The organism is Streptomyces sp. NPDC041135 (assembly GCF_055592085.1).
Genome location: NZ_JBVIYZ010000002.1, coordinates 116,264 through 137,306 on the forward strand (window position 1 = coordinate 116,264; position 21,043 = coordinate 137,306).

Here is a 21,043-nt window from a genome sequence, read left to right on the forward strand (position 1 = left end):
TGTGCCGTTCGGCGGCCGATCCTGCCTAGGGTCCTTGGCGTGTCACACACCTTCGAAGAGCTCGTGGCGAAGCAGCGCGCGGCCGAGGCGGCCCACGCGCAGGTCCTCGAACTGCGGGACGCCTACGGTCCCCCGGCCGAGCAGCGCCACACCGGCGCGCCCTCGGACACCTACGAAACCGCCCTGCGCGCCTGGCGCGACCTGGCCCGGGACGTGCAGACCGCGGTCAGCGAGTACGCCCGGGACACCGGCCGGACCCGCTCGGAGGTGGAGGCGGAGGTCGAACGCGCGGCGGCCGAACCGGAGACCTAGGTGTGTCGTCCGGATCAGGCCGGCCCGGTCCACCGGTGGGCGTGTCCGCACGCGGGGGTCGTATCCGCCGCTCGGCGGGGTACCCGCCCCGCATGGACACCACCACGTACCAAGCCTCGTCGGGATCGGTCGCCGGACCGATCGTCATCGTCGTCATCGGCGTCGCCATCACGGCCGGACTGGTGTGGGCGTTCCGGTTCGGCCTGAAGGTACGCGCGCGGGAGCAGACCCATGCCACACCGGCCGAGCAGCCCACGCCCCCGGCGGGCGGACCGGTGCGCGAGAGCCATGAGATCCGCGAACCCGACGAGGTGCCCCGCGCCGCCGACGGCGGCGAACGGCTGACCCCGCACCAGCTCGGCGGCTCCGGCACCAAGCGGGCCGACGACCAGACCCGCGAGCGCTGGTCGCCGGGCTCCAGCGGCTCCTTCGGCGGGGGTGGCGGCGGCCGCACCTGACGCCCCCCGGCCGGGCCGGGCCGGGAGCCGGCCGCTCCCGGCCGCCCGCGGGGCGCGGGCCGCGGCGGACCGGTCGTACAAACCGGGGACCGACGCGGACGATCACCGCTAGGGTGTGGTGAATGAAGGCTCTGGTCCTCTCCGGCGGTGCCGGAACCCGGCTGCGGCCGATCACCCACACCTCGGCCAAACAGCTCGTCCCGGTGGCCAACAAACCGGTGCTGTTCTACGGGCTGGAGTCGCTCGCCGAGGCAGGCATCACCGAGGTCGGGATCGTCGTCGGGGACACCGCGGCCGAGATCGAGGAAGCCGTGGGCGACGGGGCGAAGTTCGGCCTCCAGGTCACCTACATACCCCAGGACCGCCCGCTCGGTCTCGCCCACGCGGTGCTGATCGCCCGGGACTTCCTCGGCGACGACGACTTCGTGATGTACCTGGGCGACAACTTCGTCGTCGGCGGCATCAGTTCGCTGGTCGACGCCTTCCGCGCCACCCGCCCCGGCGCCCAGATCCTGCTCACCCACGTCCCCGACCCGCGCTCCTTCGGCGTCGCCGAACTCGACGCGGACGGGCAGGTGATCGGCCTGGAGGAGAAGCCGGAGCACCCCAGGAGCGACCTCGCCCTGGTCGGCGTCTACCTGTTCAGCCCCCTCATCCACGAGGCGGTGCGCGCCGTCAAGCCGTCCTGGCGGGGCGAACTGGAGATCACCCACGCCATCCAGCACCTCATCGACACCGGCGCCGACGTGCGCTCCACGGTGATCCAGGGCTACTGGAAGGACACCGGCAACGTCGACGACATGCTCGAGGTCAACCGGATGGTGCTGGAGAGCGTGGAGCGCCGCATCGACGGCACGGTGGACGAGCGCTCCGAGACGGTGGGCCGCGTGGTCGTCGAGGAGGGCGCGCGGATCGCCAACTCCAGGATCGTCGGCCCGGTCGTCATCGGCGCCGGCACGGTCGTCAGCGACTCCTACGTCGGCCCCTTCACCTCCGTCGCCGAGAACTGCCGGATCACCGACAGCGAACTGGAGTTCTCCATCGTGCTGCGGGACTCCTCCATCTCCGGCGTGGGCCGGATCGAGTCCTCGCTGATCGGCCGGCACGCCGAGGTCACCCCGGCGCCCGGCGTGCCCAGTGCCCACCGCCTCGTCCTCGGAGACCACAGCAAGGTGCAGATCCGTTCATGAACCTCCTCGTCACCGGTGCCGCCGGATTCATCGGCTCCACCTACGTCCGCTCGCTCCTGGCCGACGACGCGGCCGACGCGCCCCGCATCACCGTGCTGGACAAGCTCACCTACGCCGGCACGCTCACCAACCTGCCCGTCGGCCACCCCCGGCTGGACTTCGTGCACGGCGACATCCTGGACGCCGCCCTGGTCGACAAGCTGATGGCCCGGGCCGACCAGGTGGTGCACTTCGCCGCCGAGTCGCACGTCGACCGCTCCATCGACGGGGCCGGCGAGTTCGTACTGACCAACGTCGTCGGCACCCAGACCCTGCTGGACGCCGCACTGCGCCACGGCGTCGGCCCGTTCGTGCACATCTCCACCGACGAGGTCTACGGCTCCATCGAGTCCGGCGCCTGGCCCGAGACCCACCCGCTCGCGCCCAACTCGCCGTACTCCGCCTCGAAGGCCTCCTCGGACCTGCTCGCCCTCGCCTACCACCGCACCCACGGCCTGGACGTCCGGATCACCCGCTGCTCCAACAACTACGGCCCGCACCAGTTCCCGGAGAAGGTCATCCCGCTGTTCGTCAGCAACCTCCTCGACGGCCGCACGGTCCCGCTCTACGGCGACGGCCGCAACGTCCGCGACTGGCTGCACGTCGACGACCACTGCCGGGGCGTGGAGCTGGTGCGCACCGGCGGCCGCCCCGGCGAGGTCTACAACATCGGCGGCGGCACCGAGCTGAGCAACCGCGAGCTGACGGGCCTGCTGCTCCAGGCCTGCGGCGCGGACTGGGACCGGGTGGAGTACGTCACCGACCGCAAGGGCCACGACCTGCGCTACTGCGTCGACTGGAGCAAGGCCCGCGACGAACTGGGCTACCGCCCCCGACGGGACTTCACCACCGGGCTCGCCGAGACGGTCGCCTGGTACCGCGACCACCGCGACTGGTGGGAGCCGCTGAAGCGCCGGGAGTCCCGATGAGGTGGCTGGTCACCGGCGCCGGCGGCATGCTGGGCCGCGACACGGCCGACGCGCTGCTGCGGCGCGGCGCGCACGTCACCGCCCTGGACCGGGCCGCCCTCGACATCACCGAACCGGGCGCCGTCGCCGGGGCGCTGGACGAGCACCGGCCGGACCTGGTCGTCAACTGCGCGGCGTACACGGCCGTCGACGACGCCGAGAGCGACGAGGAGCGGGCGCTGCGCGTCAACGGCGACGGCCCGCGGCTGCTGGCGCGCGCCTGCGCGGCACGCGGCGCCCGCCTGATCCACGTCTCCACCGACTACGTCTTCTCCGGCGAGGCGCGCACCACGCCCTACCCGGAGGACCACCCGCCGGCCCCGCGCACCGCCTACGGCCGCACCAAGCTCGCCGGGGAACGGGCGGTGCTGGCCGAACTCCCGGGCGCGTCGGCCGTCGTGCGCACCGCCTGGCTGTACGGCGTCCACGGCCGCAGTTTCGTGCGCACGATGCTCGAACTGGAGGCCCGCCGCGACACCGTGGACGTCGTCGACGACCAGCGCGGCCAGCCCACCTGGAGCGCCGACGTCGCCGACCGCCTCGCCGACCTCGGCACCGGGATGTGCGGGGACGCCGCCGTGCACGGCGTCTTCCACGCCACCGGTTCCGGCGAGGCCAGCTGGTACGACCTGGCAAAGGAGGTGTTCCGGCTCGCCGGCGCCGACCCGGACCGGGTGCGGCCCACCGGCAGCCGGGCCTTCGCCCGCCCGGCGCCCCGCCCCGCCTACAGCGCCCTCGGGCACGCCCGGTGGCGTGCGGCGGGCCTGGTCCCGCTCAGGGACTGGCGTTCCGCCCTGCAGGAAGCACTGCCCCACATCCGCAAGGAGATGTCTCAGTGAAACGGCACGAGTTCCTGCGGGAACTGCACAAGGTCACCGCGAACCGCAACTACCTGGAGATCGGCGTCAACGACGGCCGCAGCCTGACGCTGTCCCGGGTGCCCAGCATCGCGATCGACCCGGCGTTCAAGGTGGTCACGGAGATCCGCTGCGACGTCCACCTGGCGAAGGCGACCAGCGACGACTTCTTCGCCCGGGACAACCCGCTGGCGCACCTCAGGGGCGGCCGCCACCCCCTGCGCAACCTGGCGCGCAACCGCAGCCCCTTCGGGTACTTCAGGCGCACCACGCTGGACCTGGCGTTCATCGACGGCATGCACCTGTTCGAGTACGCGCTGCGTGACTTCATCAACATCGAGAAGCACGCGGACTGGGCCAGCGTCATCGTCTTCGACGACATGCTGCCGCGCAACGTGGACGAGGCGGCCCGCGACCGGCACACCAACGCCTGGACCGGAGACGTCTACAAGCTGGTGGAGATCCTCAACCGCTACCGGCCCGACCTGCGCACGGTCCTGGTCGACACCGCGCCCACCGGCCAGCTGGTGGTCTTCGGCGCCGACCCGGACAACACCGTGCTCAAGGACGCCTACGACGACATCGTCGCGGAGTTCGAGGTCCCCGACCCGCAGAAGGTGCCCGAGTCGATCCTGTCGCGCACCACGGCCGTGAAGCCCGAGGCGCTGGTCGGCGCGGGCTTCTGGAAGCCGCTGGTGGCGGCCCGCAACCGGGGCACCAAGCGGGCCCGCGGCTGGGAGCCGCTGCGGCGGGCGGTGGAACAGCTCGGCGTCAGCTGAACCGGCCGGCGCGCAGCCGCCGGTAGTGGGCGGAGCAGTCCGCGTAGCTGGGCAGCAGCCCGGACCGCTCCGCCTCCGCCAGCGAGGGCGCCGCGGCGTCCTTCTCCGACAGCACCGGCTCGACACCCTCCGGCCAGGCGATGCCCAGGGCGGGGTCGAGCGGGTGCACCCCGTGCTCGCGCCCCGGCGCGTACCCGGCCGAGCACAGGTACACCACCGTCGCGTCGTCGGTGAGCGCCATGAAGGCGTGCCCGAGGCCCTCGGCGAGGAACACCGCCCGGGGCGTGCCCTCGTCGAGGCGCACGGCCTCCCAGCGGCCGAAGGTGGGGGAGCCGACCCGGATGTCCACCACCACGTCCAGCACGGCCCCGCGCACGCACGTCACGTACTTGGCCTGACCCGGCGGCACGTCGGCGAAGTGCACGCCGCGCAGCACGCCCCGCCGGGACACCGAGCAGTTGGCCTGGGCGAGGGTGAGGTCGTACCCGGTGGCGGCGCGGAACTCCGCGCCCCGGTACCACTCGTGGAAGCTGCCCCGGTCGTCCGGGAACACCGTGGGCTCCAGGACCCAGGCGTCCGCCATGTCCAGCTGCCGCATGCCGTCATGCCTTCCGTGTCGTGTCCGGTGCGGTGGCCCTGGCGCCCGCCCTGCCCAGGGCGGCGGCGAGCACCCGGCGCGCCAGGCGCACCAGGCGCCGCGCCGGCCCGGCGGGCACGCTCCGGGCCACCCGGACCCGCCCGGTACGGCTCACGCCCACCACCAGCGGCACCCCGACGAAGCGCGGCTGCGCGGCGTCCGGGGCGAGACACACCTCCACCCGCCAGGCGGCACCCCGCATCCGCCGCAGCGGCAGCGTCGCCCTGAGCAGCGCGCCGGTGTCGTCGGCGGGGGTGAGCGTGGCCGCCTGCCGCACCGTCCGCCCCGCTCCGGCGGTCAGCCGCACCAGGACGTCGGTGCGGTCGGCGACGTACAGCGGTACGGCCAGGGTCAGTTGCTCGTCGCCGGAGACCGCAGCGTCCGCGGGGGTGAGCCCGGCCAGGCCCAGGGACCGGGTCGCGCGGTCCACGTCCAGCGAGAAGTTGGCGTAGCCCTTCGTCCAGTACGGCAGCACCACGCGCCCGGCGAGGGCACCGGCGGGCGGCCGGGGGCGCTGGTGGGCGGGGGCCGGGCCCAGCCGGCACTCCTTGGTCCAGGGGCCGAGGCCGACCCGGGCGTAGGCGTCCCACAGCCCGTCGTGCAGCGGGGCGCCGCCCGCCGCGGTGGCGGGGTCGACGGCGGCGGTGGCCCGCAGCACCAGGCGGACGCGGCCGTCGCCGGCCGGGACGCGCTCGCGGGTGACGTCGACCGGCTGGAAGAAGGACGCGGAGCTGGCCCGGTCGCGCAGCACCAGGTCGACGCTCGCGCTGTCGAAGGCGTCGTCGGCGGCCCCGGCGAGCCAGGCCACCGCCTCCTCGATGTCCCGGGGCGCGCCGTCGGCCGGGGGGCGGGGGGTGCCGGGCGCGACGGTGAGCGGGCCGTCCCCGGTGTGGTATTCGGCGCTGAACTCCACCCGCAGGCGGCCCTCGCGCCACCGGACGCCGGCCGGGGCCGCCTTGGGCCGGACGGCGGCCTCCCGCTCGGCGAAGGCCACCAGGTCGTCGTACCGGTCGGCCCTGATCAGGGCGGCGACGATCCGCTGGGCGGGCCGCAGGCCCGGGGCGACGCCGGGCCCGAAGCGCTCCACGACGACGTCGTGCATCTCGCGGAACAGCGCGCGCCGGTAGTCGTCCGGCTTGGCCAGCAGCCGGCGGCCGCTCATCCGGTCCACGATCTCCACCCGCAGCCAGCGGCGCAGCAGCCGGTCGCGGCGGGGGCCCGGTTCCGTGTACGTCTCCACGACGTCCAGGGCCTCGCGCAGGTTGGCGAAGTAGCCGACCGGGTCGAAGCGCTGGAAGCCCGCGTTGCCGGCGTCGTCGCGGCGGACGTGGTAGTAGCAGACGTAGTCGCTCAGCACCGAGACGTTGTCCGCGCGCAGGTACGCCTCGGTGACGAAGACGTGGTCCTCCAGGCGCCGCCGGCCCTCGGGGAAGCGCAGTCCGGTGCGGTCCAGGAAGGACCGGCGGAGCATCTTGTGCGGGGTGAGGCTGTCGATCAGCGGGGCGTTGTCGACGGTGGCGTAGGGGTGGTTGCGGCGGAACAGCTCCACCGGCACGGTGCGGCCCCGGCCGGCCATCTTGCCGACCACCACGTCGGCCTTGTGGGCGACGCCGTACTCGTACATCCGCTCCAGCGCCTCGTCGCCGAGGTAGTCGTCGTTGTCGACGAACATCACGAACTCGCCCCGGGACGCCTCGATCCCGACGTTGCGCGGCCTGCCCGACCAGCCGGAGTTCTCCTGGTGCAGGACCCGGATGTGCGGGTGCTCGGCGGCCAGCGCGTCCAGCCGGGCCGGGGTCGCGTCGGTGGAGCCGTCGTCGACGAAGACGACCTCGAACTCCCCCGGGGGCAGCGACTGCCGCAGCAGCGAGGCGACGCAGTCCTCGATGTACGGACCGGGGTTGTAGACGGGGACGACGACGCTGACCTTGACCGGCATCCGGCTCCAATCCCCCTTGCCTCGCCACCCGTTGCTCGCGGTGGCAGAAGTGCGCGTGTGGCGGAATGCTAACCCGGCCCCGGGGGCCGGCGGACGTCGGGTCAACGTTCCGCGGCCTCGGGGACCGGGGTGGAGGGGGCCGGGAACGGCCGCTCCGGCCGCTCCGGTCAGGCGTGCGTCTTGGCCAGCAGCTCGAGGATCTCGGCCGTGGTGCCCGACTCGCCGAGCCGCGGGAAGATCCGTTCGACGCTGCCGCGGTGCGCCTCGGGGTCGCTGTCGGCCATGGCGTCGGTGGCGAGGGTGACGTGGTAGCCGTGGGCGTAGGCGTCGCGCGCCGTCGACTCGACGCCGATGCTGGTGGCGATGCCCGCCAGCACGACCTGGGTGATGCCGCGCCGGCGCAGCTGGACGTCGAGGTCCGTGCCGTGGAAGGCGCTCCAGTTGTGCTTGGTGACGCGGATGTCGCCGGGGTGGCCGGACAGTTCGCCGACGACCGTGTCCCAGCCCTCCGGGAAGGACAGTCCCCGCGCCTGGCGCTCGGTGCGGCCGGGCACCGCGTCGGCCCAGTCGGCGGCGAAGGAGACGCGGACCAGGACCACGGGGAGGTCGCGGGCCCGGAAGGCGTCGGCGAGTTCCGCCGTGCGGGCCACCACGTCAGCGGCGGCGTACGGCTGGGTGGGCATGCCCACGATGCCGTGCTGGAGGTCGATCGCGACGAGGGCGGTGCGGGCGTCGAGGGTGCTCAGGGACATGGGTGGATCAGGCCTTTCGAGGGGTGGGCCGGCCGGGCGGGCGGCGGGAGTGCGCGCCGGAAGCGAACACGGGACGGACGAGCGGGCACCGGCCCGGGCGGCGCGGCGCCGGTGGGCCGGCGCGCCGGGGTGTCACGGGCGCGACAGCCGCTCCAGCAGCTCCAGCGCCGTGAGCACCGTCTGCCGCTCCTGTGCGGTGTACCGGTCCTGGAAGGCGCGGGCCAGCCATTCCTCGCGGGCCTGCCGGTTGCCCTCGACGCGGGCCTGGCCCGCCTCGGTGAGGGTGACCAGCTGGCGGCGGCCGTCGGCGGGGTCGGGCGTGCGGCGGATCAGGCCGTGCTGGTCGAGGGCGGCCAGGGTGGTGGCCATGGACTGCGGCCGGACCCCTTCGGCGGCGGCCAGGGCGCTCGCGGTGGCGGCGCCGTGCTTGCCGACCAGGGTGAGCGCCGACTCCTGGGACGGGCTGAGGGTGCCCGCGTCGTCCTGGCGGGCGACCTCGCGGATACGGCGCCGCAGCCGGCTGTAGACCACGCGCAGATCGCGTGCGGCCCGTGCCGCGGAGTCGGAGATGTGCTCGTCCATGCCCCCACCCTAGACATCGTCAGCCCAGACTGTCCAGTTCAACCTGTTCAGTCTGCGCTGTTCAGCTCACTCTGTTCAGTCACCCTGTTCAACTGTCGCGTGGGGGCGTTGCACAGGCGGTCGCGGGGGTACCCGTCCGCTTCCGTGAGGTCCGTCCGCTCCGTACCGAAGGGGAACCCCAGATGTCCGCCACCGTCGTCATCACCGGTGCCAGCGCCGGCATCGGCCGTGCCACCGCCCGCCTCTACGCCCGGCGCGGCGCCCGGGTGGTGCTCGTGGCCCGCGGCCGGGGCGGCCTGGAGGCGGCGGCCGACGAGGTCGCGGCCCTCGGCGGCCGCCCGCTGGTGCACGTCGCGGACATGGCCGACCCGGACCAGGCCGAGGCCGCCGCGGAGGCCGCCGAGAAGGAGTTCGGCGCCATCGACGTCTGGATCAACTGCGCCTTCTCCACCGTCTTCGCGCCCTTCGACGAGATCACCCCCGAGGAGTACGAGCGCGTCACCCACGTCACCTACCTCGGCTACGTCAACGGCACCCGGGCCGCGCTGAGGCGGATGCTGCCGCGCGACGCGGGCACGATCGTGCAGGTGGGCTCCGCGCTGGCGGAGCGGTCGATCCCGCTGCAGTCGGCGTACTGCGGCGCCAAGCACGCCATCAGCGGCTTCACCTCCTCCCTGCGCGTGGAGCTGCTGCACCGCGGCAGCAACGTGCACGTCACCGTCGCGCAGATGCCGGCGGTCAACACCCCCCAGTTCGGCTGGGTGCGCTCCCGGCTGCCCCGGCACCCCATGCCGGTGCCCCCGATCTACCAGCCCGAGGTCGCCGCGCGGGGCGTCGCGTACGCCGCCGACCACCCGCGCCGCAAGCAGTACTACGTCGGCGGCACGACCGTCGCCACGCTCTGGGCCAACCGCCTCGCCCCCGCCCTGCTCGACCGCTACCTCGCCCGCACCGGGTTCGACTCCCAGCAGACCGCCGGCCGCCCGCCGAGCGGCGAGAGCAACCTCTTCGCCCCGCTCGACCGCCACCCCGGCGACGACCACGGCGCCCACGGGGTCTTCGACGACACCGCGCACGCCCGTTCCTGGCAGGAGACGCTGGTCCGGCACCCCGCCGCCACCGCGCTCGGCGCCGGACTGGCGCTCACCGCGGCGGTACGCGGACTGCGCCGCCTGTCCTCCTGAGCCGTGCCGGAGTGCCGTGGCGAGCGGTGTCCCCGGCCGGTGCGCCGCGCCGGCCCGCCCGGTCCGGTCTACGCTGGCCGGGTGCGCCTGCTCCTGATGTCCGACACGCACCTGCCCAAGCGTGCCAAGCGGCTGCCGGACCAGCTGCTCGCCGAACTACCGCACGCCGACGTGGTGATCCACGCCGGTGACTGGGTGGACGCCGCCACGCTCGACCTGCTGGAGAGCCGCAGCCGCCGGCTGGTCGCCGTGTACGGCAACAACGACGGCCCGGATGTGCGCGCCCGGCTCCCCGAGGTGGCCTACGCCGACCTGGCCGGACTGCGCTTCGGCGTCGTGCACGAGACCGGCGCCGCCCAGGGCCGCGAGGCCCGCTGCGCGGCCCGGTTCCCCGGCCTCGACGTCCTGGTCTTCGGGCACAGCCACATCCCCTGGGACACCACCGCGCCCGGCGGCCTGCGGCTGCTCAACCCCGGCTCCCCGACCGACCGGCGCCGCCAGCCGCACTGCACCTACCTGACCGCCACCGCCGCCGACGGCGCCCTCAGCGAGGTCACGCTGCACCGCCTGCCCCGGCGGTGAGCGGCAGCGCGCCCGGGCGACCGTCCGGGCCTCCGGGGCGCCGCGCACCCCGGAGGCCGGTGGTCCGCCGGCCCGCCGGCCCGGGTCAGCCGGCCGAGGGTCCCGTCCAGCCGGCCTGGACGTGGCCCAGCCGGACGCGCTGCGGATGGTCGCCGACCGGGACCGAGGTCACCTTCCGGCCCGTCGCGAAGTCGATCGCGGTGACCTGGTCGGCGCCGCTCTCGGAGATGACGCAGTCCTTGCCGTCGCCGCTGACCGTGGCCCAGTAGGGCTTGGACGCGGCGATCAGCGGGCCCTCCTGGAGGGTGGCGCGGTCGACCACGGTCGCGTAGTCGTCCATGGTGCCCGCCACGCACAGCGCGCTCCCGTCGGGGCTCATCGAGATGCCGTGGTGCCGCGAGTCGTTGACCCAGGTGGTGCGGTCCTCGCTGGTCGCCGGGTTCTTCGGCAGCGTCTTCACCCGGGTGATCCGGTCGGCGGCGACGTCGTACTCCAGGAAGCCGTTGAAGAACGACACCTGGAAGTACAGCGTGGACTGGTCGGGGGAGAAGACGGCGGGCCGCACGGCGTCGGAGAAGTCCTTCAGGCCGATCGCGTCCAGCCGCTGACGCATGTCGATGACCTTGACCTGCTGGTAGGTCGTCGCGTCCACGACCGTGATGTGCCGGTCGCCCTTCGTCCAGTCCCAGCCGGGGCTGTCGAGCGAGGTGTTGACGTCCCCGATGGACATGTTCCAGATGTACTTGCCGTCCTTGGTGAAGACGTTCTCGTGCGGCTTGTCCCCGGTGGCGAACGAGCCCAGCTGCTTCCCGGTGCCGATGTCCAGCACGTGCACGGTGTTCGCGGTGGAGGCGGACACCGCCACCCGGGTGCCGTCGGGGGAGACGGCCATGTGGTCGGCGCGGTAACCGCTGACCCGGAAGCGCCAGTTGACCTTGCCGGTCGCCAGGTCGATGGAGACGACGTCGGCGAAGCTCGGCCGGGAGACCACCACGGACTTCCCGTCCGGCGTGGAGTACATGTCGTCCGCGAACTGGTCGTGGCCCTCGCCGACGCCGTTGCGGATCGCCTGGAAGTAGATCCACCGGATCGGATCGGCGTTGATCTCCGCCATCCGCTCGGCCTTGTCCGGGACGACGTCGATCCGGCCGACCTTCGCGAAGTCGCCGGAGGAGGTGATCACGTCGGCCGTGCCGTCCCAGTTGTTGCCGACGAAGAGCACCTCGCGCAGGCCGGCGGCGGTGCCGGGCGCGGCGGAGGCGGGGGTGGCGGTGGCGGTGGCGCCGACGGTCAGGGCGAGTGCCGCGGCCGCGGCCCCGGCCGCGGCACGGAGGTGCCTGGTGCTGATGGCAGGCATGGCTGCTCTCTCCTCTGAGAGGTCTGAACAGGTCAGGTCCGAGCAGGTCCGAACACGTGCAGGTCTGAGACACGTGCAGGTCTGAACACGTGCAGGTCTGAACACGTGTGGATTCACAGTCAACTTACTGAAAAGTAAGGAACGGGACGCCTTCTCGACAAGACGTGTGCACGACACGATTGGGCCATCGTCCCGATGACGGAGGGAGAGGGCGTGGCAGGCAGGCTGAAGGCGCCGACGGGCCGGTACGGCGGCAGGTCCGCCGCGGAACGGCAGGCCGAGCGGCGCCGCCGCTTCCTGGACGCGGCCCTGCGGCTGTTCGGCGGCAGCCCCGGCTTCCGCCAGACGACCGTCGCCGCGCTCAGCCAGGCCGCCGGCCTGTCCACGCGCCAGTTCTACGAGGAGTTCCGCACCCTGGAGGACGTACTGGCCGCGCTGCACCTGGAGGTGAACGCCTGGGCCGAGCGGGCGGTGCTGGACGTCGCCGGTCAGGCGGCGCGGCTGCCGCTGGCCGAGCGGGTCACCGTGCTCTTCGGCGCCTACGCCCGCGCCGTCACCTCCGACCCGCGCCGCATCCGCATCACCTTCGTGGAGATCATCGGCGTCAGCGCCCGCATGGAGGAGCAGCGGCTGGCCCGCCGGGCGCGCTGGGTCGACCTCATCCGCGCCGAGGCGGACGCCGCCGTCGCCCGCGGGGAGGCGGCCCCACGCGACTACCGCCTCGCCGCCACGGCGTTCATCGGCAGCGTCAACGGCCTCCTGCACGACTGGAGTTCCGGCTGGGTCGACGCCACGCTCGACGAGGTGGTGGCCGAACTGGTCCGGCTGCTGATGGGCATGCTCCGGCCGCAGGGCTGGGCGGCGGGGGAGGAGTGACCTCCCGCGCCGCCCGTGGATGCGGGTTCGCCGGGGTGTGCTCGGTGCCGTACTCCGCTCTCTGCTGCGCTGTGCCGTGCCGGGTGCTGGACGGCCGCCGTCACTCGTCCCACGCCTGGAGCATGATCTGCTCGCAGATCCTGCCGTCGCGCAGCGTGATCATCGACTCGGCGAACACCCGGATGCCGTCCGGGTACCGGCAGGACTCGCTGAAGGCGGCGTGGTCGCCCTGCACGATGCACTGCTCGAGCTTGTGCGTCATGTCCCGGCTGTAGACGTCGTCCAGCATCTCGCCGATCTCGTCCCGGCCGTGCAGCACCTTGGGGCTGCTGGGCTGGGAGTTGCGGTCGACGATACGGATCTCCGCGTCGTCCGTGTACAGCGACAGCAGAGTGGGTGTGCCGTCGCCCTCGATGCCCCGGCGCAGTGTCTCGGTGTCGAAGGCGGAACCGGTCGCGGTGCCCATGGTGACCTCCTTCAGGCCCGCGGCCCGCAGGGGAGGTGGGCCGCGCGGGCCTCTCCTTCGAGCGTCCTCCGCCCCGGCGGGCCAGGCAAGCGCGGCGGCGCGCTCAGCCTCACGGGTGAGCGGCACCCGGTGGCCGTGTCCGGCCGGGCCCGGGAAGCGTTGCTGGAGGCATGATCCCAACACGACGTATCGTCGCCGCCCTCGGCCTCGCCGCCGGGGTCACCGCCCTGGCCGCCCCCCTGGCGAACGCGGCCGACGCCGGCGCTCCGGGCACCGGGCTGATCAGCCCGCTCAGCACGCTCGACTCGCTGGCCGTCAGCGACATCCCCGCCGCGCACCAGGACCAGATCCCCCGGGTCAGCGAGCAGATGGGGGCGCTGAACCGCATCAACCAGCTCAACGAACTGACCCGGCTCGGCGAGCTGCACCAGGTCACCGACCTCGCCGCACCGGTCACCGGACTGCTGCCCAGCGCGCAGTAGCGCCGCCGGTGACCCGGCCGGGAACCGCCCGCGCCCCGGGCGGACCCGGCCGCGTCCCCGGGGCGCGGCACCGGCCCGGCACCGGTCCGGCGGTGCGGGGACCGCGCCCCGGTCGCGCTCCGTGCCGTTACCGATCAGTCGCGCGTAGGCTGCGGAACGTCAGCGGAATCGACGGAGAGGAGCCGGCGCATGGCGCAGGAAGTACGCGGCGTGATCGCACCGGGCAAGGACGAGGCCGTGCGGATCGAGACGATCGTGGTCCCGGACCCGGGGCCGGGTGAAGCCGTCGTACGCGTCCAGGCCTGCGGTGTCTGCCACACCGACCTGCACTACAAGCAGGGCGGAATCAGCGACGAGTTCCCCTTCCTGCTCGGCCACGAGGCCGCCGGAGTCGTGGAGTCGGTCGGCGAGGGCGTCACGGACGTCGCGCCCGGTGACTTCGTCGTCCTCAACTGGCGTGCCGTGTGCGGACACTGCCGGGCCTGTCTGCGCGGCCGCCCCTGGTACTGCTTCGACACCCACAACGCCGCCCGGAGGATGACCCTCGCCTCGACGGGGCAGGAACTCTCCCCGGCCCTCGGTATCGGCGCGTTCGCCGAGAAGACCCTGGTCGCGGCCGGACAGTGCACCAAGGTCGACCCGTCGGTCTCCCCGGCGGTGGCCGGGCTGCTGGGCTGCGGCGTGATGGCCGGCATCGGCGCCGCGATCAACACCGGCGGCGTCGGCCGCGGTGACAGTGTCGCGGTCATCGGCTGCGGCGGCGTCGGGGGCGCGGCCGTCGCCGGGGCGCGCCTGGCGGGCGCGGCCCGGATCATCGCCGTGGACATCGACGACCGCAAACTCGACACGGCCCGCACCCTGGGGGCCACCCACACCGTCAACTCCGCCGACCGGGACGCCGTCGAAGCCGTCCGCGAGCTGACCGGCGGCTTCGGCGCCGACGTCGTCATCGAGGCGGTGGGCCGCCCGGAGACGTACAAGCAGGCCTTCTACGCCCGCGACCTGGCCGGCACCGTCGTCCTGGTCGGCGTGCCCACGCCGGAGATGACGCTGGAACTTCCGCTGCTCGACGTCTTCGGACGCGGCGGCGCCCTCAAGTCCTCCTGGTACGGCGACTGCCTGCCCAGCCGGGACTTCCCCATGCTGATCGACCTGCACCTGCAGGGCCGGCTGCCGCTGGACGCGTTCGTCACCGAGACGATCGAACTCGACCAGGTGGAGCAGGCGTTCGAGCGGATGCACCAGGGCGACGTGCTGCGCTCGGTGGTGGTGCTGTGATGGCCGCCCGCATCGAAGGCCTCGTCACCTCGGGGCACTTCACCCTCGACGGCGGCACCTGGGACGTCGACAACAACGTGTGGATCGTCGGCGACGACCACGAGGCGATCGTCATCGACGCGGCCCACGACGCCGAGGCGATCGCCCGCGCCGTCGGCGACCGGCGCCTGACCGCCATCGTCTGCACGCACGCCCACAACGACCACATCGACGCCGCGCCCGCCCTCGCGGACCTGACCGGCGCCACCATCTGGCTGCACCCCGACGACCTGCCGCTGTGGAAGCTGACCCACCCGGACCGCGACCCCGACGCCCATCTGGCCGACGGGCAGGTCATCGAGGCCGCCGGCGCCGACCTGCGGGTGCTGCACACCCCCGGCCACGCGCCCGGCGCCGTCTGCCTGTACGACCCGGGGCTGGCCACCGTGTTCACCGGCGACACCCTCTTCCAGGGTGGCCCGGGCGCCACCGGCCGGTCCTACTCGCACTTCCCGGCCATCATCACCTCCATCCGCGACCGCCTCCTCACCCTCCCGCCGGAGACCGAGGTCCTCACCGGGCACGGCGACCGGACGACCATCGGCGCCGAGGCACCCCACCTCCAGGAGTGGATCGACCGCGGGCACTGAGCCGCCCGGTCCCACCTCCCGGCCGCCCACCCCGGCCCCGGCTCCCCACCGCACACCCCGGCCGCGCAGCCGGGGCGTTCGGCTGCGGCGTGGCCGACCCCACGGCAGGCGGAACTTAACCGTTTCGTCACAGCCCGGCCGTCCCTACAACCACCGCCCCCGCCCGCCGGTCCAGTACTACGAGAACCCGGCATCGCGGCCGTCGCGGCGGGGTAGGCACCAGGGACCGAGGAAAGGGCCTGACATGGGGGACATACGCAGACGCGGAGCCGTCGCACTCGGCATCACCGGACTGGTGGCGCCGCTCACACTCGCCCTGACCGCGGCGCCGGCCCAGGCGGCGAGCTGCACCACACAGGCGGGGCCGTACCAGAAGCAGGTGGAGAAGTTCCTCGGCCGCCCGGTCGACGGCAAGCAGTCCGCCGCCGACTGCACGGCCATCCGGGCCTTCCAGAACAAGCACGGCATCACGCCGAACATCGGCTACGCGGGCCCCGTCACGTGGGGTGTGATGGACCTCATGAACAAGCAGAAGGCCGTGGGCACCAAGCCGAACAAGGACGGCAAGTGTCCGGTGAACAAGGGCCGCATCGCCTGTGTGAACCTCACCCTCCAGCTCAGCTGGGTCCAGGACGGCGACAAGCTGGTCTACGGTCCCGTACCGGTGCGCACCGGACGTGACGGCTACGAGACCCGCACCGGGCTGAAGAAGATCTACTGGCGGGACATCGACCACGTCTCCAACCTCTACAACGTGCCGATGCCCTACAGCCAGTTCTTCGACGGCGGCCAGGCCTTCCACTCGGTCAACCTCAGCATGTGGAACCCGCCGGGCTCGCACGGCTGCGTCAACATGACCACGACGACCGCCAAGAAGTACTGGTCGCTGCTGAAGAACGGCGACGACGTCTTCGTGTACGGCCGCAAGCCGGGCACCTGAGCCGCCGTCCCGCCCGCCGGCGCCCGGTGCCGGATGACGAATCGGTGTGAAGTCCCGCCTGCCCCTTGACACCGGACGTGATGAGCAACACGGTCCGTTCTGTCCGTATCGAGGGTGATTACTCACAGCGCCTTCACGTCGCCCGGCATATGCTTCACAGCATGTCCACCACTGTTGAAGCCGTTACCGAGCGATCGGCCGCGGAGGTCAACGAGGAGATCCGGGCCCTGTGGCGCCGGTCGGGCGGGACACTGACCACCGAGCAGCGCGCGGAGTACCAGCGGCTCGTGATGGAGTGGGCCGCCGCGGCCCCGCGGGAGCGCCGGGCGGCCTGACCGCCCGCCGGCACCGCGCCGCACCGCCCCGGGCATCCGCGCACGCACGGATGCCCTTCTCGTTTCCTCCCCGGCCCGGGGTCCCGCACGTCCTCCCCGGCCCCCGACCGTGCTGTCCGCGCGGTCCCGGGCCGCGTCCGCCTGCTCAGTTCCAGGTCGCCGAGTAGTAGCGCTGGTACGCCTTGCGGTCCTGCTCCGCCCGGATGTACCGGGTCGCGACCAGGGCGATCAGGCTGCCCGCGATGACCAGCAGGCCCGGGCCGACCGTGCGCGTGTCGGTGAGGCGGGCCAGCAGGGTCGTACCGGTGGAGACGCCGGTCACCGGGGCCGCCGAGCCCGGGGAGGCCGCGCCCGGGGCCGGTGCGCCCTGCGCCGCCGACGCCGATGGCACCGGAGAGGGCGAACCGCCCTGCCCGCCGCCCGAGTCCCGCGCCGACACGATCAACCGCACGCCCAGCGCCGACAGGGCCTTGGTCACCGGCTGGAAGAACGTCGTCCCGCCGACGGTGCAGTCGCCGCTGCCGCCCGAGGTCACGCCCAGCGCGATCCCCTCGGAGAACAACGGGCCGCCGCTGTCGCCGGGTTCCGCGCACACGGTGGTCTGGACGAGACCGGTGACCGTGCCCTCCGGGTAGTTCACCGTCGCGTCCAGCGCCGTCACCCGGCCGTCGCGCAGCCCGCTCGTGCTGCCGCTGCGGAACACCCGCTGCCCCACCGAGGCGTCGCCCACCCCGGTGATGCGCACCCCCTTGCCGCCGCCGACGGCGACCACGTCGGCCCCGTCACCGGCCTCGCCGGACGCGTACCCCACGAGCGAGAAGTCGCTGCCGGGGAACGTGGTGCTGACCGTGGTGCCCAGCTGCCGGCCGCCCCCGGCGTCGGCGAACCAGACGGAGCCGGCGGGGCCGCAGTGCCCGGCGGTGAGGATGAAGTCCCGCTGCCCGTCGGTGACGTTGAACCCCGCCGAGCAGCGGCCGCCGGTCGACAGGATCGGCTGGGCCCCGTTCAGCCGCGTGGTGAACGTGCCCCGGGCGCGCTCCATGCGCACGAAACCGCCGATGCCCGAGGCGACCCGGCTCATCCGCGACCAGTCGCCGTCCGAGACGCTGCTGTCGGCCTGCACGACCACCTGGTTCGAGCGGTAGTCCACCGCCCACGCCGTACCGGCCACCCGGGGCGCCGCTCGCAACGTCGCCGTGGCCGACCGGAGTTCGTCCATGCTGTGCCGCACGACCTTGGCCTCGGCCCCGGCCCGCCGCACCTCGGCCGCGGCCCGCGGGTCGGTCACCGCCACCACCGGGCGCCCGTCACCGTCCGTCCAGCTGCCCGCCGTACGGGAGGTGCCCAGCCGCGCCACCAGCGTGCCGCCGGTGTCCGCGGGCGCGGCGGCCGTACGGGCCGGGCCGGGGGGCGCGGCGGAGCCCTGGGTCGTCTCGCTCGCCATGGCCGCCTGCGTGATCATGGCGCCGCCCAGCAGAAGTCCGCCGACCGCCGCCAGCCGTGTCACCCGCCGGACGACCCGTCGTCGTACGTGCCTCATGCCTGGCTCCCGAACCCGAACGCGCGGTGTCAGCACCGCGGGGCCCTCCGGTCGTCGAGCGCCCTGCCCTTGATACGGCGCCGGACGCGACGGCGTTCAGCCCGCCGGTCTCCCCCCGGTCTCCCGCCGGGTCCTGGCAGGTCAGTCCTTGCGCGCCACCCCGCCGAACATGGCGACCTCCTCCGGCTCCGCCCCGTTGTCGTGCTCCGGGCGCCAGCGCGAGCAGGACACCACACCCGGCTCCAGCAGGTGCAGCCCGTCGAAGAAGCGGGCGACGTCCTCGGGCCGGCGCTGGGTCAGCTTCGGAGTGCCGTGCTCGTTCCAGAACTTGACCGCCTCGTCCACGTCCGGCATCGACGGGCTGGTGATGGTGTGCGACAGCACCAGGTGACTGCCGGAGGGCAGCCGGTCCGTCAACTGCCGCACCAGCCCGTACGGGTCCTCCCGGTCACCGATGAAGATGACCACGCCGAGCAGCACCAGCGCCACCGGACGGCTGAAGTCCAGGGTCTTACCGGCGTGTTCGAGGATGCTGTCGACGTTGCGCAGGTCCTCGTCGAGGTAGTCGGTGCGGCCCTCGGGCGTACTGGTCAGCAGGGCGCGCGCGTGCGCCAGGACCAGCGGGTCGTTGTCGACGTACACGATTCGCGCGTCCGGCGCGTACCGCTGGGCGACCTCGTGCGTGTTGTCGGCGGTGGGCAGCCCGGTGCCGATGTCCAGGAACTGACGGATGCCGACGTCCCGCACCAGGTGCCGTATCGCCCGGCCGAGGAACAGCCGGTCGGCCCGCGCGTACTCCCCGATACCGGGGTGCAGCGTACGGATCTGGTCACCGGCCGCGCGGTCGACCTCGTAGTTGTCCTTGCCGCCCAGCCAGTAGTTCCAGATCCGGGCCGTGTGCGGCTGGCTGGTGTTGATGCGCGCGCGCAGCGACGCGGCCACGTCGTTCGTGGCCGCCGGGTTGTCCGTCACGTCGTCAGCTCCTGGAAACCTGAGGCGAGATACAGGGTCACCAGGCAATCTAGACGCCCCGGTCGGTCCGCGCGGCCCGTCCGGGGATTTCCCCGCCCCGCCGGCAACGGCCCGCGCCGGTCGCCGCCCGTGCACCGCCGGCCTCGTTCCGTGACCGCGGGCGGCCCTCTATCGTGAGCCTCATGACCAGCATCCCGCACAGCACCCCGGACGAACCCGACCCGCTGCGCGTTCTCACCCTCGACCAGCTGCGCCGGCGCACCAGCGAGAAGTGGCGCGCCCATCCCGCGGACGTACTGCCGCTGTGGGTGGCCGAGATGGACGTCCCGCTCGCCGCTCCGGTCGTCCGCGCGGTCACGGACGCCCTGGCCCTCGGCGACACCGGATACCCCGCCGGCACCGCGTACGCCGAGGCGCTGGCCGGCTTCGCGCAGAAGCGCTGGCAGTGGGACGGCGTCGCCGTGGAGCGCACCGCGCTCGTCCCCGACGTGATGCTCGGCGTGGTCGAGATGCTCAGGCTGGTCACCGGGCCGGGCGACCCGGTGGTCGTCACCCCGCCGGTGTACCCGCCGTACTACCCGTTCATCGAGCACCTGGACCGCCGGGTGGCCGAGGCCCCGCTCGGGCCGGATCTGCGGCTCGACCTCGACGTCCTCGAGGACACCTTCCGCACCGTCACCACGGGCGGCGGCCGCGCCGCGTTCCTGCTGTGCAGCCCGCACAACCCCACCGGCACGGTGCACACGGCCGCCGAACTCGCCGCCGTCGCCGCCCTCGCCGAGCGGTACGGCGTCCGGGTCGTCGCCGACGAGATCCACGCCCCGCTGGTCGTCGCCCCGGACGCCCGCTTCGTGCCGTACCTGAGCGTGCCGGGTGCCGAGCGCGGGCTGTCGCTGATGTCGGCGTCCAAGGGCTGGCACCTGGCCGGTCTCAAGGCCGCGCTCGCCGTCGCCGGTCCCGGGGCCGCCGCCGACCTGGCCCGGCTGCCCGGCGAGGTCGCCGACGGGGTGAGCCACGTCGGCGTCATCGCCCACACCGCCGCCCTGCGGGACGGGACCGGCTGGCTGGACGCCCTGCTGACCGGTCTCGACCGCAACCGGCGGCTGTTCGCCGAGCTGCTGGCCGAGCGGTTGCCCGCGATCCGGTACCGCCCCGCCGAGGCGACCTACCTCGCCTGGCTCGACTGCCGCCCGGCAGGCCTCGGCGACGATCCCGCCCAGGTCTTCCTGGACCGCGGCCGGGTCGCCCTCAACTCCGGCCTCCCCTTCGGCACCGGCGGCGCGGGCCATGTCCGGCTGAACCTGGCGACGTCGCCGCAGGTGCTGCGGGAGGCCGTGGGGCGGATGGCGGCGGCGCTCGGCTGACCGGGCACCCGCTGCCCGGCCGGCCGCGGGAGCGGATGCCCGGGCGCCCGAACAGCGGGCCGGGCAGGGCGGTTCGCCCTCACCCTCCGCGCCGGGGCGGGCGGCCTCCTAGACTGCCGGGTATGGACGACTCACCGCTGGACCGGCTCGCAGCGGGCAAGTACCTGCTGCTCACGAGTTTCCGCAAGGACGGCCGCCCGGTCGCCACCCCGGTATGGGTGGTCCGCGACGGAGACGGCCTCGGCGTCTGGACCGCCGCCGGCTCCGGGAAGGTGAAGCGGATCAGGCGCCGCGCCGACGTCCTCGCCGGGCCCTGTGACGTGCGCGGCCATCCGACCGGCGACCAGCTCCCGGCCACCGCCGAGATCGCCGACGCGGCCACCACCGCCCGCTACCGCGCCCTCATCGCCCGCAAGTACGGCCTGGCCGGCCGCCTCACCCTGCTCGGCAGCCGGCTGCGGCGCGGCCTCGACGGCACGGTCGGCGTCCGGGTCACCCTGGGCCCCTGAGCCGACCGTGCCCCAC

Annotated in this window: 24 protein-coding genes; 16 read left to right on the forward strand and 8 right to left on the reverse strand. The window is 73.6% G+C overall.

The features are described from left to right. Positions 1 to 39: 39 nt before the first annotated feature. The 6 genes from ACZ6CZ_RS04800 (at position 40) to ACZ6CZ_RS04825 (ending at position 4,603) form a co-directional block, all read left to right on the forward strand. Complete coding sequence (locus ACZ6CZ_RS04800) at positions 40 to 312, forward strand: hypothetical protein (RefSeq protein ID WP_469014620.1); 273 nt, start codon at positions 40 to 42, stop codon at positions 310 to 312. Positions 313 to 404: 92 nt separating this feature from the next. Next, entirely contained in the window at positions 405 to 770 is a 366-nt protein-coding gene (locus ACZ6CZ_RS04805; protein ID WP_469014624.1) for a DUF6479 family protein, read from the forward strand. A 122-nt stretch (positions 771 to 892) separates the two neighbouring features. Beyond that, positions 893 to 1,960, forward strand: a complete 1,068-nt coding sequence (locus ACZ6CZ_RS04810) for a glucose-1-phosphate thymidylyltransferase (protein ID WP_469014628.1) — start codon at positions 893 to 895, stop codon at positions 1,958 to 1,960. After that, complete coding sequence (rfbB, locus tag ACZ6CZ_RS04815) at positions 1,957 to 2,928, forward strand: dTDP-glucose 4,6-dehydratase (protein ID WP_469014631.1); 972 nt, start codon at positions 1,957 to 1,959, stop codon at positions 2,926 to 2,928. The genes ACZ6CZ_RS04810 and rfbB overlap by 4 nt, the downstream gene beginning before the upstream one ends. Then, a complete protein-coding gene (rfbD, locus tag ACZ6CZ_RS04820; RefSeq protein WP_469014634.1) occupies positions 2,925 to 3,806 on the forward strand; it encodes a dTDP-4-dehydrorhamnose reductase in 882 nt (293 codons plus the stop codon). Before rfbB ends, rfbD begins: the two co-directional genes overlap by 4 nt. Beyond that, positions 3,803 to 4,603: a class I SAM-dependent methyltransferase gene (locus ACZ6CZ_RS04825; RefSeq protein ID WP_469014636.1), complete on the forward strand. Its 801-nt coding sequence runs from the start codon at positions 3,803 to 3,805 to the stop codon at positions 4,601 to 4,603. The genes rfbD and ACZ6CZ_RS04825 overlap by 4 nt, the downstream gene beginning before the upstream one ends. Here ACZ6CZ_RS04825 and rfbC read toward each other — a convergent pair. The 4 genes from rfbC to ACZ6CZ_RS04845 all read right to left on the reverse strand — a co-directional run bounded on the left by rfbC (position 4,596) and on the right by ACZ6CZ_RS04845 (position 8,513). Next, positions 4,596 to 5,201 (reverse strand): dTDP-4-dehydrorhamnose 3,5-epimerase, encoded by a 606-nt coding sequence (gene rfbC / locus ACZ6CZ_RS04830; RefSeq protein WP_469014641.1) that lies wholly within the window; start codon positions 5,199 to 5,201, stop codon positions 4,596 to 4,598. The two genes, ACZ6CZ_RS04825 and rfbC, sit on opposite strands and share 8 nt — an antisense overlap. Positions 5,202 to 5,205: 4 nt before the next feature. Next, positions 5,206 to 7,179, reverse strand: coding sequence for a glycosyltransferase (locus ACZ6CZ_RS04835; RefSeq protein ID WP_469014646.1), 1,974 nt, complete (start codon positions 7,177 to 7,179; stop codon positions 5,206 to 5,208). Between the two features lie 167 nt (positions 7,180 to 7,346). Further along, positions 7,347 to 7,931 (reverse strand): hydrolase, encoded by a 585-nt coding sequence (locus ACZ6CZ_RS04840; RefSeq protein ID WP_469014651.1) that lies wholly within the window; start codon positions 7,929 to 7,931, stop codon positions 7,347 to 7,349. 132 nt (positions 7,932 to 8,063) lie between these two features. Then, entirely contained in the window at positions 8,064 to 8,513 is a 450-nt protein-coding gene (locus tag ACZ6CZ_RS04845; RefSeq protein ID WP_469014654.1) for a MarR family winged helix-turn-helix transcriptional regulator, read from the reverse strand. A gap of 182 nt (positions 8,514 to 8,695) precedes the next feature. On the opposite strand from ACZ6CZ_RS04845, the gene ACZ6CZ_RS04850 reads away from it, so the two are divergent. Both ACZ6CZ_RS04850 and ACZ6CZ_RS04855 read left to right on the forward strand, forming a co-directional pair. Further along, positions 8,696 to 9,697 (forward strand): SDR family oxidoreductase, encoded by a 1,002-nt coding sequence (locus tag ACZ6CZ_RS04850; RefSeq protein ID WP_469014657.1) that lies wholly within the window; start codon positions 8,696 to 8,698, stop codon positions 9,695 to 9,697. An 81-nt stretch (positions 9,698 to 9,778) separates the two neighbouring features. Continuing rightward, positions 9,779 to 10,279 (forward strand): metallophosphoesterase family protein, encoded by a 501-nt coding sequence (locus tag ACZ6CZ_RS04855; protein ID WP_469014659.1) that lies wholly within the window; start codon positions 9,779 to 9,781, stop codon positions 10,277 to 10,279. An 85-nt stretch (positions 10,280 to 10,364) separates the two neighbouring features. Here ACZ6CZ_RS04855 and ACZ6CZ_RS04860 read toward each other — a convergent pair whose 3' ends face one another. Then, positions 10,365 to 11,636: a YncE family protein gene (locus tag ACZ6CZ_RS04860; protein WP_469014662.1), complete on the reverse strand. Its 1,272-nt coding sequence runs from the start codon at positions 11,634 to 11,636 to the stop codon at positions 10,365 to 10,367. Between the two features lie 213 nt (positions 11,637 to 11,849). Between ACZ6CZ_RS04860 and ACZ6CZ_RS04865 the strand changes: the two genes are divergently transcribed. Next, positions 11,850 to 12,512 (forward strand): TetR/AcrR family transcriptional regulator, encoded by a 663-nt coding sequence (locus ACZ6CZ_RS04865; protein ID WP_469014664.1) that lies wholly within the window; start codon positions 11,850 to 11,852, stop codon positions 12,510 to 12,512. Between the two features lie 100 nt (positions 12,513 to 12,612). On the opposite strand, the gene ACZ6CZ_RS04870 is transcribed toward ACZ6CZ_RS04865, so the two are convergent. Beyond that, the gene (locus ACZ6CZ_RS04870) at positions 12,613 to 12,978 is read right to left on the reverse strand and encodes a nuclear transport factor 2 family protein (RefSeq protein WP_469014667.1); all 366 of its coding nucleotides are present in this window, start codon (positions 12,976 to 12,978) and stop codon (positions 12,613 to 12,615) included. A 170-nt stretch (positions 12,979 to 13,148) separates the two neighbouring features. Between ACZ6CZ_RS04870 and ACZ6CZ_RS04875 the strand changes: the two genes are divergently transcribed. The 5 genes from ACZ6CZ_RS04875 to ACZ6CZ_RS04895 all read left to right on the forward strand — a co-directional run bounded on the left by ACZ6CZ_RS04875 (position 13,149) and on the right by ACZ6CZ_RS04895 (position 16,642). After that, positions 13,149 to 13,460: a hypothetical protein gene (locus tag ACZ6CZ_RS04875; RefSeq protein ID WP_469014669.1), complete on the forward strand. Its 312-nt coding sequence runs from the start codon at positions 13,149 to 13,151 to the stop codon at positions 13,458 to 13,460. A 189-nt stretch (positions 13,461 to 13,649) separates the two neighbouring features. Continuing rightward, positions 13,650 to 14,738: an S-(hydroxymethyl)mycothiol dehydrogenase gene (locus tag ACZ6CZ_RS04880; protein WP_469014671.1), complete on the forward strand. Its 1,089-nt coding sequence runs from the start codon at positions 13,650 to 13,652 to the stop codon at positions 14,736 to 14,738. Further along, on the forward strand, positions 14,738 to 15,367 hold the full coding sequence (locus tag ACZ6CZ_RS04885) for an MBL fold metallo-hydrolase (protein ID WP_469014675.1): 630 nt from the start codon (positions 14,738 to 14,740) through the stop codon (positions 15,365 to 15,367). Before ACZ6CZ_RS04880 ends, ACZ6CZ_RS04885 begins: the two co-directional genes overlap by 1 nt. Positions 15,368 to 15,611: 244 nt before the next feature. Continuing rightward, positions 15,612 to 16,307, forward strand: a complete 696-nt coding sequence (locus tag ACZ6CZ_RS04890) for a L,D-transpeptidase family protein (protein ID WP_469014680.1) — start codon at positions 15,612 to 15,614, stop codon at positions 16,305 to 16,307. A gap of 149 nt (positions 16,308 to 16,456) precedes the next feature. Then, positions 16,457 to 16,642: a hypothetical protein gene (locus ACZ6CZ_RS04895; RefSeq protein WP_469016525.1), complete on the forward strand. Its 186-nt coding sequence runs from the start codon at positions 16,457 to 16,459 to the stop codon at positions 16,640 to 16,642. 145 nt (positions 16,643 to 16,787) lie between these two features. Here ACZ6CZ_RS04895 and ACZ6CZ_RS04900 read toward each other — a convergent pair whose 3' ends face one another. Both ACZ6CZ_RS04900 and ACZ6CZ_RS04905 read right to left on the reverse strand, forming a co-directional pair. Next, complete coding sequence (locus tag ACZ6CZ_RS04900; protein WP_469014682.1) at positions 16,788 to 18,182, reverse strand: S1 family peptidase; 1,395 nt, start codon at positions 18,180 to 18,182, stop codon at positions 16,788 to 16,790. Positions 18,183 to 18,323: 141 nt separating this feature from the next. Then, the gene (locus tag ACZ6CZ_RS04905; RefSeq protein ID WP_469014685.1) at positions 18,324 to 19,154 is read right to left on the reverse strand and encodes an SAM-dependent methyltransferase; all 831 of its coding nucleotides are present in this window, start codon (positions 19,152 to 19,154) and stop codon (positions 18,324 to 18,326) included. A gap of 182 nt (positions 19,155 to 19,336) precedes the next feature. Between ACZ6CZ_RS04905 and ACZ6CZ_RS04910 the strand changes: the two genes are divergently transcribed. Next, positions 19,337 to 20,518, forward strand: coding sequence for a MalY/PatB family protein (locus tag ACZ6CZ_RS04910; protein WP_469014689.1), 1,182 nt, complete (start codon positions 19,337 to 19,339; stop codon positions 20,516 to 20,518). 122 nt (positions 20,519 to 20,640) lie between these two features. Continuing rightward, a complete protein-coding gene (locus ACZ6CZ_RS04915; protein ID WP_469014693.1) occupies positions 20,641 to 21,027 on the forward strand; it encodes a PPOX class F420-dependent oxidoreductase in 387 nt (128 codons plus the stop codon). The last annotated feature ends 16 nt before the right edge of the window (positions 21,028 to 21,043 follow it).